We start from the raw sequence: 19,424 nt of genomic DNA on the forward strand, positions 1-19,424 counted from the left end.
GCGCTAACGGGCCGTTCCGGGGGGTGTGGGGGGGCGTCCCCCCACAGAGGAACGGCTCGTCCAGCACGGGCCGGTCGTAGATCACATGGACGTTGACGATGGGGCTGGAGCCGAGGCCGGCCCAGCGCGCCCGCTCCGGGGACGCCTCCGCCGGGACGAGCGCGGCCGCCGCCCGGTGGGGCACGGCGACCACGACGGCGTCGGCGCCGACCGGGGAGCCGTTGACGACGAGCTTCGGCCCGGCGTCGATCGCCGTCACCTTCGCGCCGAGGTGGATCCGGCCGCCGTCCCGCTCGATCTTCGCGGCCGGGACGGTGCCGTGCAGGTCGCCGAGCGGGACCGTGGGGACGCCGATGTCAGCGGCGTCGGAGCGGCCGAGGAGCGCGGTCTGGCACACGAACGCGGCGGGCCCGAGCGCGGCCTCGTCCAGCCGGATGTTGAGCGCGGCCGTGACGAACAGCTCCCAGAGCGCCTCGCGCGCCTGCCGCCGCTGGCCGTGCCGGGCGAGCCACGCGCCCATGCTCGACCGGTCGAGCGCCGGGTCGCCGGTGTCGAGGCGGTCGAGCGCGAGCGACGCGCCGATCGCCCGCAGCCGGTCGGCGGGCGGCAGGAGCCGGTACCCGGCGAGCGCGGGCAGCAGGTGCAGCGGCCCGGGCGCCTTCGCGCGGCGGAGCCGGCCGCCGGCGCCGTCCGGGGTGAGGACGCGGACGTCGAAGCGGTCCTGGACGCGGACGCGGTCCGCCGCGCCCAGCCGGGCCAGCAGCCCCTGATACGCCGAGCAGCAGTTCAGGAAGATGTGCTGCCCGTTGTCGACCGTCAGGCCGTCCCTGGAGAAGGAGTGGGTGGCGCCGCCGAGCCGGGGCCGCGCCTCGTAGATCGTCGCCCGCGCCCCGGTCTCCTGGAGCGCCAGCGCCGCCGTGATCCCGGCGAGTCCGCCGCCGACGATCGCGACGTCTCCCCCGGAGCCGGTCATCGGTGGATCCCGGCCATCGCCCTGGCGGACACGGTCGCCTTCTGCCAGGCCGGCAGGGAGGTGCGGTGGTCCAGCGCGGCCAGCGGGTCGGCCGTGATGCGGCGCAGCAGCTGCCGGTAGATGCCCGCCATCGCGCCCGCGCACGCGGCGCTGCGCCGGTCGAGCATGGGCAGCAGCTGCAGGCCGGTGTCGTACCACTCGGCCGCCCGCCCCGCCTCGAACCGGACGAGGTCGGCGAGCCGCTCCGGCTCGTCGTGCAGCCGGCCGGCGCCGTCGCGCTCCAGCGTGCACCCGAACCGGACGAGGTCCTTGGCCGGCAGGTAGACGCGGCCGCTCAGCCCGTCCTCCCGGACGTCGCGCAGGATGTTCGTCAGCTGCAGCGCGACGCCGAGCGCGTCGGCGCGCGGCACGGCCGTCTCGCGGTCGGACGTCCCGAACACGCCGAGCGACAGCCGGCCGACGGCGCCCGCGACGCAGCGGCAGTACCAGAGCAGGTCGTCGAAGGTGTCGTAGGTCTCGCCGCGGACGTCGGCCTCGCAGCCGTCGATCAGCTCGCCGAACGCGTCGAGGGGGACGGGGTGGCGGCGGGCGGCGTCGGCGAGCGCGACGAGCACCGGGTCGGACGGGTGGGAGTCCACGGCGGCGAGCCGGTCGCGCTCGTCGGCGAGCCTGGAGAGCCGGTCGGCGGCGGGCGCGTCATGGTCGTCGCCGATGTCGTCGATCCGCCGGGCGAACGCGTAGACGGCGCTCAGCGCGCGCCGTTTGGGCGGGGGGAGCAGCCGGATCCCGTAGGAGAAGTTGCGCGCCTGGGAACGCACGACACTCTCGCAGTGCCGGTAGGCGTCGGGTGCGTCCATCTATCTGCTCACTTCCTTCCCAAGGTCCGCGACCACTCGGCGAGCAGCCGCCCTTTGCGCGGGCGAGGCGGGCCCGCGAGGACGTCGTAGGCGCTCCGGTCGAGCGCGGCGAGGGCGGCGAGACCGCCCGCGACGTATCCGGCGACGGCGACCCGCGCGAATCCGCGGAGCCCGCCGGTGAGGGCGGCGCTTTCGTCCAGCATCGACCGCGCCCGTTTCGCCTGCAGGGCCACGACGCCGCGCAGCCGGGTCGGGGTGCGGGCGGCGGTCAGGTCGTCCTCGGTGCACCCGAACCGGCGCAGGTCGTCGCCGGGCAGGTAGACGCGCCCGTTGCGGTGGTCCTCGGCGACGTCCTGGCAGTGCTCGATGATCTGCAGGGCGGTGCACACCCGGTCCGACAGCCGGAGCCGGCCCGGCGTCGCGGCGCCGAACACGTGCAGGACGATGTGCCCGACGGGGTCGGCGGAGAGCGCGCAGTACCCGCGGAGGTCGTCGAACGTCGCGTACCGGGTGACGGCCTGGTCCTGGCGATTGGCCTCGATGAGGCGGCGGAACGGCTCGGCCGGGATGCGGCAGGCGACGATCGTGCCGGCGAGGTCGCGCAGCACGGGGAGCTCCGGCGCGGTACCCGCGTAGACGCGGTCGAGGTCGCGGTCGACCAGGTCGAGCAGCCCGGCCCGGTCGCCCGGCGGCGCCTCGTCGCCGATGTCGTCGACCAGGCGGGCGTAGCCGTACACGTTCAGCAGGTGCGCGCGGTGGCGCGCGGGGAGCAGCCGGGAGGCGACCGGGAAGTTCTCCCTCGACTGGAGTTCGAGTCTCGTGCGGCGTTCCTCGGTGGCGTTCCACAGACGCTCGCTGACGGACATGGCGTTCCTTCGGGGCGGAGGCGGCGCGGGAGCCTACGTCGATGCCCGGTAGCCGGGAGATCGTCCGATAAACATGGCCATCGACGGGGCCCATGTGGCGTACGTCCCCGAACCGGCGCGCTAACCCTCCCGAATCTCGATCATTTATGCGTTTAGGCCGGAAGTGGTCAGCCGGGAATATGTGATCGCCCGGGACAGGGGTATTGCGGGGCGGCGGTGTGCGGAGGGCCGAGTCAGTAGGTGGCGAGGATTCCAGCGAGGATCTGCGGCGTCTGCTCGGGCGGCGCCGCCTCGGTCACCAGGGTGTTGAACACGTGCCAATGGCGCTCGATCTCCACGCGTCGCACCGGGTAAACGGCCTTGTCGGGGCGCTCCAGGTAGACCATGTCCTGGAGGCTCTGCTGCGGGAACCGGACGAGGGTGAGCGGCCCGTCGCCGGCGATCCGCCCGCTGATGCCGAACGGCGCGATCTGGACGGTGACGTTGGGCCGCCTGCACAGCTCGACGATGTGCCGGATCTGCCCGCGCATCGTCTCCGGCGAGCCGGTCGGACGCCAGAGCGCCGCCTCGTCCAGGACGATCCACAGGTTCAGCGGCCGGGGGCGGCGGCGCAGGACGCGCTGCCGCCGCAGCCGGAACCCGACGCGGCGCTCGACCTCCGCCTCGGGGTGGTCGCGGCGGATCAGCGCGCGGGCGTAGTCCTCGGTCTGCAGCAGGCCGGGGACGAACTGGGCCTCGAACGTGCGGACCAGCTTGGCCGCCTGCTCGGCGCTGAGGTACTGGCGCACCCAGCGCGCGACGATGTCGCCGTCGCCGTGCCACCAGGCGCGCGCGTTGGTCTGCTCGGCGAGGGCGAGCAGGGTGGTGCGCTCGGCGGCGTCCGCGCCGTAGCGGGCCAGCAGCCGGGACACGTCGCCGGGCTTGGCGGCGGCCTGGCCCAGCTCCAGCCGGGTGATCTTGGATTCGGAGCCGTCGATCGTGCGGGCGGCGTCCCGGCGGGAGAGCCCGGCCGCCTCGCGCAGGTCGTGGAGCCGCCGGCCCAGCAGCATCCGGGGGACGAGCGGGTCGCCCTCGGCCCGGACCGGGCGCGGGTGCGCCGGTGGTGACTGCCTGCTGCCGGTGATCGTGTGGGAGGCCATGGGGACTCCTCATCGGGGGGCGGCTTGGACGACCGCCTTCACTATAGCTTCACGCTGCGCGCAGGACAGGGAACCCTGTGCGACCTACCGCCGCCGTCAGGGTTTGCGCGCCACCGCGCACAGGGTCGGCAGGTCCTCGATCTCGTCCGGGTCGATCTCCGGCCGCCATGCGCCGCTCGTCACCAGGCCCGGCTCGACGATCTCCAGGCCGTCGAAGTAGCCGCGGATGAGCTCGGGGCTGCGCAGCCGGAACGGGATGGCGCCGGTCTCGTCGTAGGCGCGCTGCGCCGCGTTGAACGCCGCGTTCTCGTCGGTGGAGTCGTGCAGGATGAGGTAGCTGCCGGACGCCAGCGGCTCCATCAGCCCGCGGACGACGGCGTACGCCTCGTCCGGGTCGACGATGTGCCCCAGCACACCGATGATCAGCAGCCCGACGGGCCGGGACAGCTCCAGCAGCCCGGACGCCCGCTCCATGATCGCCTTCGGGTCGTGCAGGTCGCAGTCGATGTACTCGGTGCGGCCCTCGTTCATCAGCGCGCGGGCGTGCGCGAGGACGAGCGGGTCGTTGTCGACGTAGACGACCTTGGCGCCGGGGGTCGCGCGGCGCGCCATCTCGTGGGTGTTGTCGACGGTGGGCAGGCCGGTCCCGCAGTCCATGAACTGGGTGATCCCGCGCTCCCGCGCCAGGAAACCGATCGCGCGGTCCATGAAGTAGCGGCCGGCGCGGGCGATCGGCACGATTCCCGGATACAGCGATTTGTACTGGTCGCCGGCGATCCGGTCGATCTCGTAGTTGTCGGTCCCGCCGAGCCAGTAGTTCCAGATCCGGGCCGACTGCGGAACGTCGGTGTTGATCTTGGCGTCCGGTCCCTTTTCCGGTCCGGGCGTGGTTTCCGTCATCGCTGCGACGCTCCCTCCGCTGGTGCTGCTCCGTCTCTCCCGGCTGTCTCCTGCAAACCTAGACCCGCCGCCGCCGGGCCGTCCGGGAACGCGGAATTCGGCTGGGCCCGCGGCACCGTTCGGGACATTGGCGAATGCCCGGAATGAACATACCGGCGAGGTTGCCGTGGCCGGTGTGGCTCGTGCTCACAATGTCCGGAATTCCGGTTACGTGTGCCGAAAAAGCAAAATGTCCGTGAAGTCGGACGGGCTAGGCGGATCCGCCGCGCTGGGCGGCGGCCCAGACGGCGATCGCGAGCGCGACGCGGTCGTCGAACCGGAGCGGGTCCCGGCCGGTCAGGGCCTCGATCCGGCCGAGCCGGTGGCGCAGCGTGTTGGGGTGCAGGAACAGCGCCCGGGACGTCGCGCCGACCGCGCCGCCCATGTCCAGGAACGTGCGGAGCGTCTCGACCAGCCGGGTGCCGTGCGCGCTGTCGTAGTCGCCGAGCGGCCGGGCGATCTGCTCGGCGAACGGCGCCAGCTGCGCCGGGTCGAGCCGGCCGAGGAGGGCCTTGAAGGTGGCGAGGTCGGAGGCGTGCACGACCCCGCCGCCGCGGCGCGCGGCCTCCAGCGCGGCGAGGCTCTCGGTGACCGACAGCGGCAGGTGCTCCAGCGGGCCGGGGCTGCCGATCCCGGCGGGCTCGCTCCAGGCGTGCGCGTCGTTGGTGACCAGCAGCGCGGTGTCGCCGTCCAGGCCGAGGACGCCGGGCAGCTCGTCCTCGGTGCCGTCCATCGCGATCACCAGCAGGGACGCCGGGTCGAGCCCGGCGTCGTCGATCCGGGTGCGCAGCGCCTCGGGGGACGCGAGGCCCTGCTGGACCATGCGCAGCAGCCGCCCGGTCTCCTCCCGGTCGTGCCGTTCGGCGCGGGTGGAGGCGAGCCGTTCGGCGAACCACTCGGTGAAGCCGATGAACGGGACCTCCGCCGGCACCTCCAGCAGCGGCAGCCCGAGCCGGTCGCAGGCGCGCAGCAGCTCGCCCGGCGTCGCGTCGGTCACGTCGCCGACGCCGTAGCCGATCGCGCCGCCCCGGCCGGCCTTGACCGAGTCGGCGAACGCGGCGCAGGCGCCCGCGCCCTCCAGCGACGCGCCCACCGTCAGGACGATCTCGTGCCCGCGCAGGTAGGGGCCCGGGTCGAGCAGCTCGGTGGAGTGCGCCCAGCGGATCGGGCGGTCGAGGCCCTCCGCCCCCGCGACCAGGCGCAGCCGGAAGCGCGGCACCTCCAGGAGCTGCCGGACGGTGACGCGCGGCACCACGGGATCGCTGGTCACAGCCTCACCATCTCACCCCGGCCCGGCATCGGCCCGCACCCGTGACCGACTTTTGGGAGAACCGCACGAAAGACCGGGCGCGCCGCGGTGCGTTCGGCCAACACCTCGCCGCAACCCTTGCCACCTGGGCCGATATCGCGTTTGCCTGGAGCTTTACGGGGCTTGGCGAGGTGATCGGATGGGGGCACGGCTGGCGCTCGTCACCGGCGCGGCGGGCGGCATCGGGGCCGCGATGGTGCGCGAGCTGGCGGCGCGCGGCTGGCGGACGGCCGGGCTGGACCTGCGCCCCGCCCCGGACGCCCTCCACTCGGTGGGCGTGGACGTCGCGGACGACGGGCAGGTGGCCGCCGCGGTCCGGCGCATCGAGCGGGAGCTCGGGCCGGTCGAGGCGGCGGTGTGCGCGGCCGGGCACTACGCGATCGTCCCGGTGTCCGACATCGACTGGTCCGAATGGACGCGGATGCTGCGCGTCCACCTGGGCGGCGTGGTGAACGTCTGCAGGGCGGTGGTGCCGGGGATGGTGGAGCGCGGCCGGGGCGACGTGGTCGCGGTCACGTCCGACCTCGCCATCGGCGGCGGGCACGCCGAGGCGCACTACGCGGCGGCCAAGGGCGCGGTGATCGGGCTCGTCCGGTCGCTCGCGGCGGAGCTGGCGTCGTCGGGCGTGCGGGTGAACGCGGTGGCGCCCGGCCCGACCGACACGCCGCTGCTGGCGCCCGACTCGCCGTGGCGCAGGCCGGCGTTCCTGCAGACCCTGCCGACCGGCCGGCTGACGTCGGCGGAGGAGGTCGCGCTGGCCGCCGCCTACCTGATCGAGGACGGCACGTTCTGCGCCGGCGAGATCCTCTCCCCGAACGCGGGGGCGGTGATCTGATGGCGGTCGCGCTGATCACCGGGGCGGGCGGCGGCCTCGGCACGGCCGTCGCGCGGCGGCTCGCGGCCGGCGGCCACCTCGTCGCCCTCAACGACCGCCCCGGCCGGCCGTTGACCGCCCTCGCCGCCGAGCTGAGCGGCGTCGCCGCGCCCGCGGACGTCGCCGACCCCGCCGCGGTCACCGCGATGGTCGCGGAGATCGAGCGCCAGACGGGCGAGCAGATCGGCCTGCTCGTGACCGGCGCCGCGCGGATGACGATGGCGCCGTTCGCCGGGCACGACCTCGCGGACTGGTGGCGGACGATCGACGTCGACCTCGGCGGGACGTTCGGGTGCGCGCAGGCCGTCATGCCGGGGATGGTCGAGCGCGGCGGCGGGCGCATGGTGTTCGTCGCGTCCGAGTGGGGCCTGACGGGGTGGCCGGACGCGACGGCCTACTCCGCGTCCAAGGCCGGGGTCGTCGCGCTGGCGAAGTCGCTCGGCCGCGAGCTGGCCCCGCTCGGCATCGCGGTGAACGCCGTCGCACCGAGCGTGATCGACACGCCCCGGCTGGAGGTGGACGCGGCGGCCGCCGGCGTGCCGGTCGAGGAGATCCGCGCCCGCTACGCGGCCCGCGTCCCGCTCGGCCGCATCGCGACCCCCGAGGAGGTCGCGGAGGCGATCGCGTTCCTGGCCGACGACCGCCTCCCGACGCTGGTGGGCCAGATCCTGCACGTGAACGGGGGCACCGCCCGAGCCCGTGCCTGAGCCCGGCATTCAGCCGGTGAGCACCTCGACGGAACGCTCGACGTCCTTTTCGAGAATGGCGAACAAGTGCAGGGGGAGGTCCATCAGCGAGCGTTCCAGCACCTCCGCACGGGTCACCGCCCCTTCGATGATGCCGCGGCTCTCGCCCTTGGTGAGCGTCCGCCCGGACTGCTTCTGGAGCGCGATGAGCCCTTCCCGCCAGCCGTTTCCGAGTTTGCCGTGCGCACGCGCGTACATGTGCCCGAGGACCCGCTCGGCGCCGGACTGCGAGCCGTGCTGCGACCGCTCGGCGAGGACGACGGCGAGGTCTCGCGCGGGCGTGCTGCGGAGCAGCCGGTCGATCCGGTACTTGGGCCCGACGAGCCGGGCGAACTCCCGCTGCCCCTCGGCGCTGGTGAGGAACGGCAGGTCGTTGCGGCAGACGAGCGCGGCCCGCTGCGAGTTCGCCGCGAGCAGCGCCCGGACGGCCGAGGCGCCGAAGCCCGGGTACAGGTTGATCAGCGTGGCGGCGTGGTCCTGGAGGTTCCGGGGCAGCGGGGCGCCGGTGAGGGCGGCCAGCGAGAGGCGCTTGCCCGGGGCGTCCGCGGGCCAGCCGTCGCCGACGAGCAGCGTCCTGCCCTCGGTGGCCGCGCCGAGTTCGAGGACCCGGCCGGCGGCCGCGCGGTCCAGGCCGCCCGCCGCCTCCACCGCCTGGGCGCCGTGGGTGTACATGCTCTCCGGGGACTCGTCCGCGACCGCCCGTACGGCGCCGGCCGTCCTCCGGGTGGGGCGGAGCACGTACAGCGAGGCAGCGCTGCCGATCGCCTGGGCGCCGACGTACCGGTTGAACCCCGGCAGGACCGCCTCGTAGGCGAGGTGGAGCGGGTTGAGCGCCTTCTGGACGGCGAGTCCCAGCGCCGGCTGCCGCTCACCGAACCCGTAGGCCAGCTGGATCCGGCCGTTGCGGTGGTCGCGCAGCCCCTGGAGGCCGCGGGCCACGAAGAGCCGGACGCCCTCGGGCGTGTACGGCGGGTCGGTGAACACCAGGTCGCACGACTCCCGCAGCGCGGCGGGCAGGCCCAGCCGGAGGTCGGCGAAATGGCAGCGCACGTCCCAGCCGCGGCGCGCCGCCTCGGTGTCGACGTACTCCAGCAGCCGCTCGTCGATGTCGGCCACGCTGACCCGCAGGCCCGGGGCCCCGCCGGCGAGGAAGAGGCCGAGCGACGTCAGGTCGTGGTCGCCCACGAGGAGCACGTGCGCGCCGGTCAACTCGAAGCCGGTGAGCATGAACCGGGCACGCTTGACCACGGTCTCGGCGGTGGCGGGCACGTGGTCGAGCGCCTGCACCGGGGGCGGGGCGGCGTCGATCAGGGCGGCCATGCCGGCGAGGACGGCGGGGTCGCGGCGGGCGGCCTCCGTCCACGGGTCCCGGATCGCGACCGGCTCGGTAGTGCCGAACGCCTCCCCGTATTTCCCGAGGTGCCGTTTCGCGATGCGTTTTCCGTCCCCGGACGATTCCAGGTCGGGTTCCAATGCCCGGAACACCGATTCGACCGTGCGGCGCGAGGTACCGGTCAGGGAAACGACGTCCTCGACCGAATGGAAACCCCCGCCGGCCAGCAGCCGGCCGATCGCGTCGATCCGCCGGGCGTCGATTCCGAAACCGGCCCGCAACTCGCGGACGGCCTCCAGCGGTGTTTCCGGCTGCGGCTGCTCGCCATTCGTCATATATGTCTACATCGTTCAGCGGGGACGGGGTGCGGACCGATCCTATCGGGCTATTCACGGGCGGAGATCGTGTCGGCGGGACGGCCGGTCATGGCGAGGCGCGCGGGCAGGGCCGTCGCGATCCCGGCGAGGACGGCGCCCCAGGCGAGGACGCCCAGGTGGGCGAGCGGCGGGACGTACGGCGTGCCGCCGGTCATGCCCGCGCTGAACGCGGTGAGGGTGGCCAGGGCGATCGCGGTGCCGAGGACGGCGGCGACGGCGACGACCGCCAGGGTCTCCCAGCCGAGCATCCGCATGACCTGGCGCCGGGTCGTCCCGGCCAGGCGCAGCAGGGCGAACTCGCGGGCGCGGTCGGCGGTGGACATCGCGAGGGTGTTCACCACGGCGATCGCCGTGAACGCGATGATGAGGGCCATGGCGACGTAGTTGACCTCGGCGTTCGCGGACGCCGTGTCCTCGGCGAGGGTGGCGGCGTCCGCCGTGGGGATCCCCGCCAGGGCCTTGCCCGCGATCAGCAGGGTGCCGCGCGGGTCGTCCACGTGCGCGGCGAGCAGATCGCGGGCGACGGTGAGGTCGCCGAAGCCGAGCCCGCGCCCGTAGACGGCGATCACCGTGAGCTCGACCGGCGTGCCGTCGCCGAGCGTGAGGGGCAGCCGGTCGCCCGGCCCGACGTCGAGGCGGTCCGCGGCGGTTTCGCTCACCGCGATGGTGGACGCGTTCAGGCCGGCGAGCGATCCGGCCCGGACGTCCAGGTCCATGGTGCGGTTCAGGCCGTCCGGTGTGACGCCCTGGACGCCGTAGTTCTCCAGGTCGACCCGGACGGTGCTGCGCACGACCTCGGTCACGGCGGTCACGCCGGGCGCCCGGCGGATCTCCTCGGCCGTGCCGTGCGGGACCGCGGGACCGGCCACGTGCGCGGCGATGATGCCGTCGCCCGCCTGCCGCGTCGCCGCATGGCCCATCGTCGTCTGGACGAACAGGATCGTCGCGGTCAGGCCGATCATCAGGGTGAGCGGGGTGATGACGGACGCGAGCCGCCGCGCGCCGGCCCGCAGGTTGGCGGCGGCGAGCTGCCCGCCGACCGGGGACAGCCGCAGCGGGACCGACAGCCCGGCAGCCGCGGCGCGGGCGATGACCGGGCCGAGGAGCGCGGCGGCGACCGTCCAGACGAGCGCGGTCAGCACCGTGACCGGGCTGGACGCCGCCTCCGTGTTCAGGTTCGACAGCACGATCGTCAGGACGACGGCGCCGGCGGTGGCCAGGACCCCGGCCAGGACCCGGGCGATGCCGGACCCGCCGCGGTTCAGGGCCGCGTCGCCCAGCGCCTCGACGGGACGGATCCGGGACGTCCGCCGCGCGGTGATCCGGGCGGCGGCGATGGCCGCGACAAGCGCGGCGAGGGCGGCGGCGAGCGGCGGGAACGGGCTGACGACGAGGTCGAGGTTGGGCGGCAGCGCGCCGAGGCCGCGGAACCGGTCCCGCAGCCAGAACGCCAGCGGCAGCCCGGCGGCCGCGCCCGGCGGGCCCGCGACCAGGGCGACCAGCAGCGCCTCGCGTCCGATCATCCGGCGCACCTGCCGCGGCGTCGCGGCCACCGCGCGCAGCAGCGCGATCTCCCGCTCCCGCTGCTGGACCGACAGCGCGAACGTCCCGGACACGACGAGGACCGCGACGAGCAGGGCCGTCCCGCCGAGCGCGCCGCCCATGCTGATCAGCTTGATCCGGGACTTCTCCGCGCCGAGGAACTCCGCCTTCCCGCGGTCCTTCCCGGTGTGGACGGTGGCGTTCGTACCGCGCACCGCGTCCTCGATCGCCTTCTCCGGGCCGTGCGCGCCGACGGCGGTGATCCGGCCGGCGTGCCCGGACAGGCGCGCGGCCTGGGCGGCGGAGAAGAAGACGGCGGTCTGGTGTTCGAGCGACTCCCTGGTCACGCCGACGACGCGGTAGGTGCCGGGGACGGCGGAGGCGACCTTGGCCGTCGCACCCGGGCGGAGCCCGCGCGTGCGGGCCGTCTCGGCGTCGATGACGATCTCGCCGTCCGCGGCGGGGGCGCGCCCCTCGCGCAGGGTGAACGGGGTGAGCGCGGCCGACTCCCAGCCGTGGCCCCACGACTCGCCGCCGCCGTCGCCGATCTCGGCCGGGAACGACACCTCCGTCACCACGTCCCGGACGCCCTTCGCCGCCCGGACCCGGTCCGCGACGGAGGCGGGCAGCCACGCGCGCTCGGCGATCGCCTTGGCCTTGTGCTTCCGCTTCCCCTCCTTCTTGACGATCGTCTTGTGGACGAACTGGTCCCCGGTGACGACGACCGGCGAGCCCGCATACCGTTCGGGAGCGATGGAGCCGCGCAGGCCGGTGTCGAGCAGGACACCGCACGCGCAGACCAAGGCGGCGGCGAAGGAAAGCGCGACGAACGCTCCCGCGAACCCCGCCTTGCGGTGCCGCAGAGTGCTGAGAACGAGCCGGAGCATCACTTCCACGCCCCCAGCCGGGTCATGCGGGCGGCGACCTTGTCGCTGGACGGGGCGTCCATCGAGTCGACGATCCGTCCATCGGCCAGGAACAGCACGGTGTCGGCGTAGGAGGCCGCGACCGGATCATGGGTGACCATCACGACCGTCTGGCCCATGCCGTCCACCGTCTCTCGCAGCAGGGTCAGCACGTCGCGGGCCGTCATCGTGTCGAGCGCGCCGGTCGGCTCGTCCCCGAACACGACGTCCGGACGGGTCACCAGCGCACGCGCGATCGCGACCCGCTGCTGCTGCCCGCCGGACAGTTGCGCGGGCCGGTGCCCGGTGCGGTCGGCGAGGCCGACGCGGGCGACCACCTGGTTCAGCCACGCCTTGTCCACCCGGGTTCGCGACAGGCGGAGCGGCAGGGTGATGTTCTGCTGCACCGTCAGCGACGACACCAGGTTGAACGCCTGGAACACGAACCCGACCCGCTTCCTGCGCAGCTCGGTCAGCTTCGTCTCGTTCATCGCCGACAGCTCCGTGTCGCCCAGCCGCACGGTGCCGGACGTCGGTGTGTCCAGGCCCGCGGCGCAGTGCAGGAACGTGCTCTTGCCCGATCCGGACGGCCCCATCACCGCCGTGAAGCGGCCCCGCGGGAGGGTCGTCGTCACCTCCCGCAGCGCCGCGACCGCTCCCCTGCCCCGTCCGTAGACCTTGCTGACCGTCTCCATGCGCACCGCGTCGCCTGCCTCGTTCATGCCTGCAAGTCTTCTGACCTGGACGTTCACGGGCCAGAGATGAGATCACCGGACACCCGTGACCTCGTCACGGGTCAGGCCGTGACGCTGGTAGACATAAGGGGTGATCAAGGTGCTCCTGGCCGACGACCACCACGTCGTGCGCGGCGCCCTCGCCGCCCTGCTGGCGCTGGAACCCGACCTGACCGTGGTCGCCCAGGTGGAGCGCGGGGACGAGGTGGTGCCCGCCGCCCGCGCGTCCCGTCCCGACGTCGCCGTCCTCGACATCGACATGCCCGTCCTGGACGGCCTCGCCGCGGCGGCGGCCCTGCGCGACGCCGACCCGGGCATCGCCCTGCTGGTCCTCACCGGCCACGGCAAGCCGGGCCATCTCCGCCGCGCGCTGACGGCGGGGGTCCGCGGGTTCCTGCTGAAGACCTCGCCGCCGGAGGAGCTGGCCGCGGGCATCCGCAAGGTCGCCGCGGGCGAACGCGTCCTCGACCCCAAGCTGGCCCTGACCGCCTGGGACAGCACCGACAGCCCGCTCACGCCGCGCGAGACCGACGTCCTGCGGCTCGCCGCGGAGGGCGCGGAGCCCCCGGAGATAGCCGGGCGCCTGCACCTGTCCGCCGGAACGGTCCGCAACCACCTGACCGCCGTGGTGACCAAGCTCAACGCCCGGAACCGCACCGACGCCGCCCGCATAGCCCGCGAAGCCGGCTGGCTCTAACGGGGGATCCGGGCCTCTAGGCGGTAGTGGTTCTCGCTGGGACTTGCCGTCAGGGTGCCGCCCAGTGCGGCCAGGCGGGTGGTCAGGTTGCCGATGCCTGCGCCGGGGGCGGTGCGGGGTGCGCGCGGGTCTCGGCCGTCGTTCTCCACTCGCAGGCGGACGGTGTCGCCGTCCTGCTCGGTGACGATGACGCAGCGGGTCGCGGCGCTGTGCCGCAGGACGTTGGTCACGGCCTCGCGCAGGACTGTGCTGAGCACGGCCGACACCGGGCCGTCCAGGGCCGTGTGGCGCGCGTCGGTCTCGACGTCCACGCCCGCCGCCGTGAGGACCGACTGCGCCGAACGCAGCTCGCCGTCCAGCGACAACTCGGCCTCGCCGCCGGTCGCGGCGCGCAGGTCGGCGGCCGCCTGCTCCGCCATGGCAGCGACGTCGGCGATCTCGGCGCGGGCACGGCCGGCGTCCACAGCGGCGAGGCGCCGGGCCAGCTCGCACTTCAGCAGGATCGCGGCGAGGCTGTGCCCGAGCAGGTCGTGCAGGTCGCGGGCCGCCCGCAGCCGCTCCTGGACGGCCGCCGCACGCGCCAGCTCCTCCCCCGCCGCCCGCAGGTCCCGCACGAGCCGCGCGAGCATGACCAGCCCGTACACGACCAGGCCGGTCACGAGGGTGCTGATGACGTAGTTGACGAGGGCGGCCGGGCCCAGGCCGAGCAGGTGCGCGCCGGCTCCGACGCCCGCCATCGTCGCCGCGACCAGGGGGACGGCGGCCCGCCTCGGCAGCGCGACCAGCAGCGTCCCGGCGAGGAACCCGGCGAGGCCCAGCCACGCCTTCCCGAACAGCGGAACGGGCGCGAAGCTCAGCACCGCCAGGAGCAGCCACCACCCCTTTGGCCATCCCTTGCTCGCCCACAGCAGTTGCAGGACGGACGCCAGCACGAACCCGCCCAACGCGAGCGGCCAGAGCGGGCCCCACGGAATCAGCAGGAGGCCCTTGACCGAGAAACCCGCCAGGACGGCCGCCAGCAACGTGACCGAGAGCCGGTAGGCGGCCTGGCCGGGAAGGCCGACGGCCCGTTCCCCGGCATCGGCGGTGGCCTCCACCAGGAAACGGCCGTCATCTCCCAGACCGGTGGTGAACGTGCCGCCTGCCTGGCGAACCCGTTCCGCCGCTCGCGCCAGGCCCTCTTCGCCTTGCACGGCCGTGCGCACACCGTCGTTCACGACGCGCAGCCTTACGACGCCCGCGTCCTCGGACGTTTCGATAAGGCAGGACTTCGCCGAGTCCACCCGCACCACGTCGGTGACCGCTTCCCGCAGGACCGTCGCCAGGAGCGCCCCGGCCGGTCCCAGCGGCTCGCTGTGCCCCGTGCGGACCTCCACTTCGACACCGGCCGCGTCCAGCAACGCGCGCGCCGCCGACGCTTCCGGCGCGAGGGACATGCTCCGGAGGTCCACCGCCGCGGCACGCGCGTTGTTCAGCGACGTCCTCGCCACGTCCAAGACCTCACCGATCTCCTCGGGATGCCGGAGCGCGCGGCGGCCGCCCCGGAGGATGACCGCGAGACCGTCCCCGAGGCCCCGGTTCAGCTCCGCCGCGATCCGCAGCCGCTCCCGCGCGGCCGCCGCCATGGTGAGCGGCAGCCGGGCCGCCGCCGCGTCGTCGACCCGGTCGGCGAGCCGCACCAGCCCGTACACGACGAGCCCGGTCAGCAGGCAGGTGATCGTGACGTCCGCGGTCGCGCCGCCGCGCAGCGCCTCGATGGCCGCCGCGCTCACCACGACCGGCATCGCGATGGGCGCACCGCCCGCCAGCAGCGCCGACCCTGCCACGACGCCGAGCAGCCCGACCGACGTCCCGAAGGCCAGGACGCCCGAGTAGGCGAGGAGCCCCTGCGCCAGGACGACCCAGCCGCCGCGCCACCTCCGCGTCCGCGGCACCACCCAGACGAGGTGCAGCGCCAGCGCCAGTGCCGCCAGGACGGCCGCGACCCCGGCCTGCACCGCGCCGTCCGTCCGCGCGGGGGCAGCCAGCACGTAGATGCCGGCGAACGAGGCCAGCACGAGGCCGACGACCGCCCGCGCGACGCGCGGCCCGGGTACCGCCTCAGCCAACCACCCTCAACTCCCCGGTCGAGCGAACGTCCACCCCCACGTCCACCCAACCTAACCAGAGGCGTCGAAGCAGCGGCGGAGCGCGCGGTGCCACGGGTTCGCGGCCGTGCCCGGATACAGCACGGCGACCGCCAGGCAGTATTTGCTGATCTTGAGCGGGCGGACCCGCAGGCGGCGCAGCAGCCGGTCGGCCGGAGTGTCCCAGGCGGCCGACTTGGACTCGACGAGCACCCAGCCGTCGCGTGCCTCGATCCGCCGCCCGGGGCGGGTGCAGACCAGCCCGGCGTCCAGGGTCACCCGGCCGGCCCCGGACCGCTGGACGAGCGTGACGCGGCGGTACGCGGTCGTCGCCGACGCGAGCAGCGGGGCGGGCGGGTTCATCCGGTACGCCGACAGCAGCGTCGCGGCCAGGAAGTCCTCGGCGGCGCCGGTGAGCTCCATGCGGCGGCCCGCGTCGTAGGGCATGCGCCGCTTGTCGGTGGCGTCGCGCGTCCCGTTCATCTTCACCTCGACCATGCAGGAGCCGCTGTCCAGGTACGTCCGAGTACGGATCTTGAAGCGGCGGCGGCGGTCCTGGAGGTGCTGCCGGTAGGTGAGCAGGCCGGGGGTGTCGAAGTAGGTCGACGCGTAGCGGAACAGGCGCCGCCCGTCGATCTCCAGCGCCGCGTAGGAGCCGGCGAGGCCGCCGACCAGCTCGGGCACCAGCCGGGCCGGGAGCAGGTACTTGCGGTCCAGGCGCAGTTGCAGCGCGCTACGGGCGAGCACCTCGGCGAGCCCGACCGGCGACGGGCCGGTCGCCGCGGCGCCGAGCACGCGGACCGCGTCCGTCACAGCACGGCCTCCGTCCGCGAGGCCGGAGCGGCGGCGCCCTTGCGGACGTCGCCGATGACCCGGAAGCGGACGTCGACCACCATGACGTCCCGCACGTAGTCGACCTCGGTGACCGACTGCCGCAGCACGGTACCGCCGAGCCGGTTCTCCAGGTCGGCCCGCAGCGCCGCGTCGTCGCGATGGATCACGTCCAGGGTGATCAGGCGGTGCCGGGTGCGATCCGGCAGCCGGGGGTGGTCGGCCGCGTACATCACCGCCAGCAGCACCGCGTCCAGCGTCAGCGCGAGCCAGGTGTCCTGCGTGGCGAGGCCGTTCACCAGGCCCAGCGCGAGCGCCACGAAGTAGTAGCCGACCTCCTCCTGCGTCAGGGCGCCGGACCGCAGCCGGATGATCGACAGCACCCCGAACAGGCCGAAGCCGATCGCCAGGTCCGCACGCTGCGCGAGCAGCAGCGAGACGACCGTGAACACTCCGACGTTGACCGCGATATAGGCGAGCCGCATGTCGCGCCTGCGGTGCCGCAGGAAGTAGATCAGATGCGCCAGCACCGTGATCGTGACCAGGTCCACGGCCAGGCCGTAGCCGACGTCCTTCAGCACAGCGTCCTCCTCCGTACCGGCGGTGTCTTCCCGGTCCGACGCTCGCCGCGGACGGTGAGGCCGCGATGAGACCACGATGAGAGCGCTCTCACCCGGCCGCGGATGAGAAGGTTCTCATCGCCCGCGCATCGCCGGACGCGGCCCCGCCGGGACATAGTGGGCCGCATGGCCACCCGAGCGGCGATCGCCGGCATCGGAGCGGCGGCCTTGGCAACCCTCGGCCTCGCCGCCGGATTCGCCCGCGCCCAGACCAGTGCCCCGCCCGACCTCGGCGGCGTCGTCCAGGTGTCCCCGCCGCCCGCGACGCGTCCGGCCGCACCGAGCCCGACGGCATCCCGGACGCCGGGCCGGGAGGGGAGGGCCGTCACGCCGCCGCGACCCCCGGGATCGGAGGACGACGGCGAGGTCGACGATGACGGCGACGACGACTGAGCCCGCGCCTCGCGCGCGGCTGCGGCGCGGGCCCACCGCGCGCGCCCGCATCGTCGGCTGGATGCTGCTGCTCGTCGCGCTCGCACTGGGCGCGGCTGTGTTCCTCACCTGGTCGGTGCAGTCGGCCCGGCTGGACGACCGGATCAACGCCGAGCTCGGCCACGAGGCCGCCAAGCTGCGCGAGTTCGCCCGCGCGGGCGTCGACCCGGCGACCGGGCGGCCGGTGTCCGGGGTCCGCGCGCTGCTCACCGCCTATCTCGGCCACAACCTGCCGGACGACCACGAGTCGTTCTTCAGCGTCGTCGACGGCCGGGCCGACCGGCGCAGCCCGTACCCGCCGCCGGCGCGGCTCGACCACGACGCCGCGTTCGTCGCCCGCGCCACCCGGATCGCCGCGTCGGGCCGGCCGGCGTCCGGGTGGGCGGACGGCCCGGCGGGCCGCGTCCGGTACGCGGTGCTGCCGGTGCGGATGGCGGGCGACCGGGCCCGCGCCGCGCTCGTCGTCGCCGAGTTCCGCGACCTGCAGCGGGACGAGGCGGAGGAGACGACCCGGGTCCTCGGGTTCACCGCGTTCGGCGCGCTCGCCGTCGCCGGGCTCGCCGGCTGGCTGGTGGCGGGCCGGGTACTGGCGCCGATCCGGCTCGTGCGGCAGACCGCGGAGCGCATCGGCGCATCCGATCTGACCCGGCGGCTGGAGGTGCGCGGCAACGACGACGTCGCCGCGCTCGCCGGCACGTTCAACACGATGCTGGACCGGCTGGAGGCCGCGTTCGCGACGCAGCGCAGGTTCGTCGACGACGCCGGGCACGAGCTGCGCACGCCGCTGACGGTGATCCGCGGCCATCTGGAGCTGATGGGCGACGACCCCGCGGAGCGGGCGGAGACGCGGGAGCTGCTCATCGACGAACTGGACCGGATGAACCGCATCGTGGACGACCTGCTCGTGCTCGCCAAGGCGGAGCGCCCGGACTTCCTGGCCCTCGGCGAGGTCGACCTCGCCGACCTCACCGTGGAGACGGTCGCGAAGGCGCGCGGCATGGCGTCCCGGCGGTGGCGGGTGGGCGAGGTGGCGGAGGTGCGGGTCACCGCCGACCGGCAGCGGCTCACCCAGGCGCTGATGCAGCTCGCCGCGAACGCCGTCCGGCACACCGGGGACGGCGACACCGTCGAGGTCGGCTCGGCGGTGCGCGGCGCCGGGGTGGAGCTGTGGGTCCGCGACACCGGGCCGGGCGTCGCGGACGAGGACACCGCGCGCATCTTCGACCGGTTCGTCCGGGCCGGGCCGGGGCCGCGCCGGACCGACGGCGCCGGGCTCGGGCTGGCCATCGTCGGCTCGATCGCCCGCGCGCACGGCGGGCGGGCCAGGGTCGAGCGCCCGCCGGACGGGGGCGCCCGGTTCGTCCTGGAACTGCCGCTGCGGCCCTCCTCGGCCGAGCCGTCCCCCGTGCCGGTCATGGACGACGGGCCCGCGACGGACGGACCGCGCGCATGAGCCGGATCCTGATCGCCGAGGACGAGCCGCGGATCACGTCCTTCCTGCAGAAGGGCCTCGGCGCCGCCGGGTTCGGCACGGTGGTCGCCGCGGACGGCGTCGCCGCCTACGAGCACGCCCGCGGCGGCGCGTTCGACCTGATGATCCTCGACCTCGGGCTGCCGCTGCGCGACGGGTTCACCGTGCTGCTCCGGCTCCGCGAGGAGCGGGTCGCGATCCCGGTCATCATCCTCACCGCGCGGGGCGGGGTCGACGACACCGTCGCGGGCCTGGAGGGCGGCGCCGACGACTACATCGCCAAGCCGTTCGCCTTCGCGGAGCTGCTGGCCCGGGTGCGGCTGCGGCTGCGCGCCGGCGCCACCCCGGAGCCGACGGTGCTGCGGGTCGGCGACCTCGTGCTGGACCTGCGCACCCGCCGGGCCCGGGTGCCCGGCCGCACCGTCGAGCTGACCGCGCGGGAGTTCGCGCTCGCCGAGATGTTCTGCCGCAACCCCGATCAGGTGCTGACGCGGGAGCAGCTGCTCGCGCACGTGTGGGGCTTCGACTTCGACCCCGGCTCGAACATCGTCGACGTCTACGTCCGCTACCTGCGGCGCAAGCTCGGCGCCGAGCGGTTCGAGACGGTCCGCGGCACCGGGTACCGGCTGCGCCCGTGAGCCGGCGGCCGGCGC

General features: G+C 74.6%; 18 protein-coding genes. 6 read left to right on the forward strand and 12 right to left on the reverse strand.

Annotated elements, in window-relative coordinates:
• The 6 genes from E1293_RS21555 to E1293_RS21580 all read right to left on the reverse strand — a co-directional run.
• Positions 1-973 (reverse strand): hydroxysqualene dehydroxylase (locus E1293_RS21555; RefSeq protein ID WP_132199249.1); only part of this gene is annotated, 973 nt, incomplete at its 3' end.
• Positions 970-1,830 (reverse strand): presqualene diphosphate synthase HpnD, encoded by an 861-nt coding sequence (gene hpnD, locus E1293_RS21560; protein WP_132199250.1) that lies wholly within the window; start codon positions 1,828-1,830, stop codon positions 970-972. The genes E1293_RS21555 and hpnD, both read right to left, overlap by 4 nt.
• 8 nt (positions 1,831-1,838) lie before the next feature.
• The gene (hpnC, locus tag E1293_RS21565) at positions 1,839-2,696 is read right to left on the reverse strand and encodes a squalene synthase HpnC (RefSeq protein ID WP_132199251.1); all 858 of its coding nucleotides are present in this window, start codon (positions 2,694-2,696) and stop codon (positions 1,839-1,841) included.
• 233 nt (positions 2,697-2,929) lie between these two features.
• Positions 2,930-3,835 (reverse strand): helix-turn-helix domain-containing protein, encoded by a 906-nt coding sequence (locus tag E1293_RS21570; protein WP_132199252.1) that lies wholly within the window; start codon positions 3,833-3,835, stop codon positions 2,930-2,932.
• A 96-nt stretch (positions 3,836-3,931) separates the two neighbouring features.
• Positions 3,932-4,735, reverse strand: coding sequence for an SAM-dependent methyltransferase (locus tag E1293_RS21575; protein WP_132199253.1), 804 nt, complete (start codon positions 4,733-4,735; stop codon positions 3,932-3,934).
• A gap of 250 nt (positions 4,736-4,985) precedes the next feature.
• Complete coding sequence (locus tag E1293_RS21580) at positions 4,986-6,044, reverse strand: PucR family transcriptional regulator (protein WP_132199254.1); 1,059 nt, start codon at positions 6,042-6,044, stop codon at positions 4,986-4,988.
• A 178-nt stretch (positions 6,045-6,222) separates the two neighbouring features.
• Here E1293_RS21580 and E1293_RS21585 point away from each other — a divergent pair, with 178 nt between their 5' ends.
• Complete coding sequence (locus E1293_RS21585; protein WP_132199255.1) at positions 6,223-6,918, forward strand: SDR family NAD(P)-dependent oxidoreductase; 696 nt, start codon at positions 6,223-6,225, stop codon at positions 6,916-6,918.
• Positions 6,918-7,664, forward strand: coding sequence for an SDR family NAD(P)-dependent oxidoreductase (locus tag E1293_RS21590; protein ID WP_132199256.1), 747 nt, complete (start codon positions 6,918-6,920; stop codon positions 7,662-7,664). Before E1293_RS21585 ends, E1293_RS21590 begins: the two co-directional genes overlap by 1 nt.
• 9 nt (positions 7,665-7,673) lie before the next feature.
• Here the strand turns inward: E1293_RS21590 and E1293_RS21595 are convergent, their stop codons facing one another.
• Genes E1293_RS21595 through E1293_RS21605 form a run of 3 tightly spaced genes read right to left on the reverse strand, consistent with a single transcriptional unit; the run spans position 7,674 to position 12,582 of the window.
• On the reverse strand, positions 7,674-9,371 hold the full coding sequence (locus E1293_RS21595; protein WP_132199257.1) for a bis-aminopropyl spermidine synthase family protein: 1,698 nt from the start codon (positions 9,369-9,371) through the stop codon (positions 7,674-7,676).
• Between the two features lie 50 nt (positions 9,372-9,421).
• Positions 9,422-11,842: an ABC transporter permease gene (locus E1293_RS21600; protein WP_207939003.1), complete on the reverse strand. Its 2,421-nt coding sequence runs from the start codon at positions 11,840-11,842 to the stop codon at positions 9,422-9,424.
• On the reverse strand, positions 11,842-12,582 hold the full coding sequence (locus E1293_RS21605; protein WP_207939000.1) for an ABC transporter ATP-binding protein: 741 nt from the start codon (positions 12,580-12,582) through the stop codon (positions 11,842-11,844). Before E1293_RS21605 ends, E1293_RS21600 begins: the two co-directional genes overlap by 1 nt.
• A gap of 103 nt (positions 12,583-12,685) precedes the next feature.
• Between E1293_RS21605 and E1293_RS21610 the strand changes: the two genes are divergently transcribed.
• The gene (locus E1293_RS21610) at positions 12,686-13,291 is read left to right on the forward strand and encodes a response regulator transcription factor (RefSeq protein WP_132199259.1); all 606 of its coding nucleotides are present in this window, start codon (positions 12,686-12,688) and stop codon (positions 13,289-13,291) included.
• Here the strand turns inward: E1293_RS21610 and E1293_RS21615 are convergent.
• From E1293_RS21615 to E1293_RS21625, 3 genes are read right to left on the reverse strand one after another with little or no spacing between them, the layout of a single operon-like run.
• Positions 13,288-15,399, reverse strand: a complete 2,112-nt coding sequence (locus tag E1293_RS21615; RefSeq protein WP_207939001.1) for a sensor histidine kinase — start codon at positions 15,397-15,399, stop codon at positions 13,288-13,290. The two genes, E1293_RS21610 and E1293_RS21615, sit on opposite strands and share 4 nt — an antisense overlap.
• Before the next feature lie 51 nt (positions 15,400-15,450).
• Positions 15,451-16,230, reverse strand: coding sequence for a polyphosphate polymerase domain-containing protein (locus tag E1293_RS21620; protein WP_243716368.1), 780 nt, complete (start codon positions 16,228-16,230; stop codon positions 15,451-15,453).
• Positions 16,227-16,829, reverse strand: a complete 603-nt coding sequence (locus E1293_RS21625; RefSeq protein ID WP_132199260.1) for a DUF4956 domain-containing protein — start codon at positions 16,827-16,829, stop codon at positions 16,227-16,229. Before E1293_RS21625 ends, E1293_RS21620 begins: the two co-directional genes overlap by 4 nt.
• Before the next feature lie 165 nt (positions 16,830-16,994).
• On the opposite strand from E1293_RS21625, the gene E1293_RS21630 reads away from it, so the two are divergent.
• From E1293_RS21630 to E1293_RS21640, 3 genes are read left to right on the forward strand one after another with little or no spacing between them, the layout of a single operon-like run.
• The gene (locus E1293_RS21630) at positions 16,995-17,261 is read left to right on the forward strand and encodes a hypothetical protein (RefSeq protein WP_132199261.1); all 267 of its coding nucleotides are present in this window, start codon (positions 16,995-16,997) and stop codon (positions 17,259-17,261) included.
• On the forward strand, positions 17,242-18,753 hold the full coding sequence (locus tag E1293_RS21635) for a sensor histidine kinase (protein ID WP_207939002.1): 1,512 nt from the start codon (positions 17,242-17,244) through the stop codon (positions 18,751-18,753). The genes E1293_RS21630 and E1293_RS21635 overlap by 20 nt, the downstream gene beginning before the upstream one ends.
• Positions 18,750-19,409, forward strand: coding sequence for a response regulator transcription factor (locus E1293_RS21640; protein WP_132199262.1), 660 nt, complete (start codon positions 18,750-18,752; stop codon positions 19,407-19,409). Before E1293_RS21635 ends, E1293_RS21640 begins: the two co-directional genes overlap by 4 nt.
• The last annotated feature ends 15 nt before the right edge of the window (positions 19,410-19,424 follow it).

It is taken from the genome of Actinomadura darangshiensis (assembly GCF_004349235.1).
Taxonomy (GTDB): Bacteria; Actinomycetota; Actinomycetes; order Streptosporangiales; family Streptosporangiaceae; genus Spirillospora; species Spirillospora darangshiensis.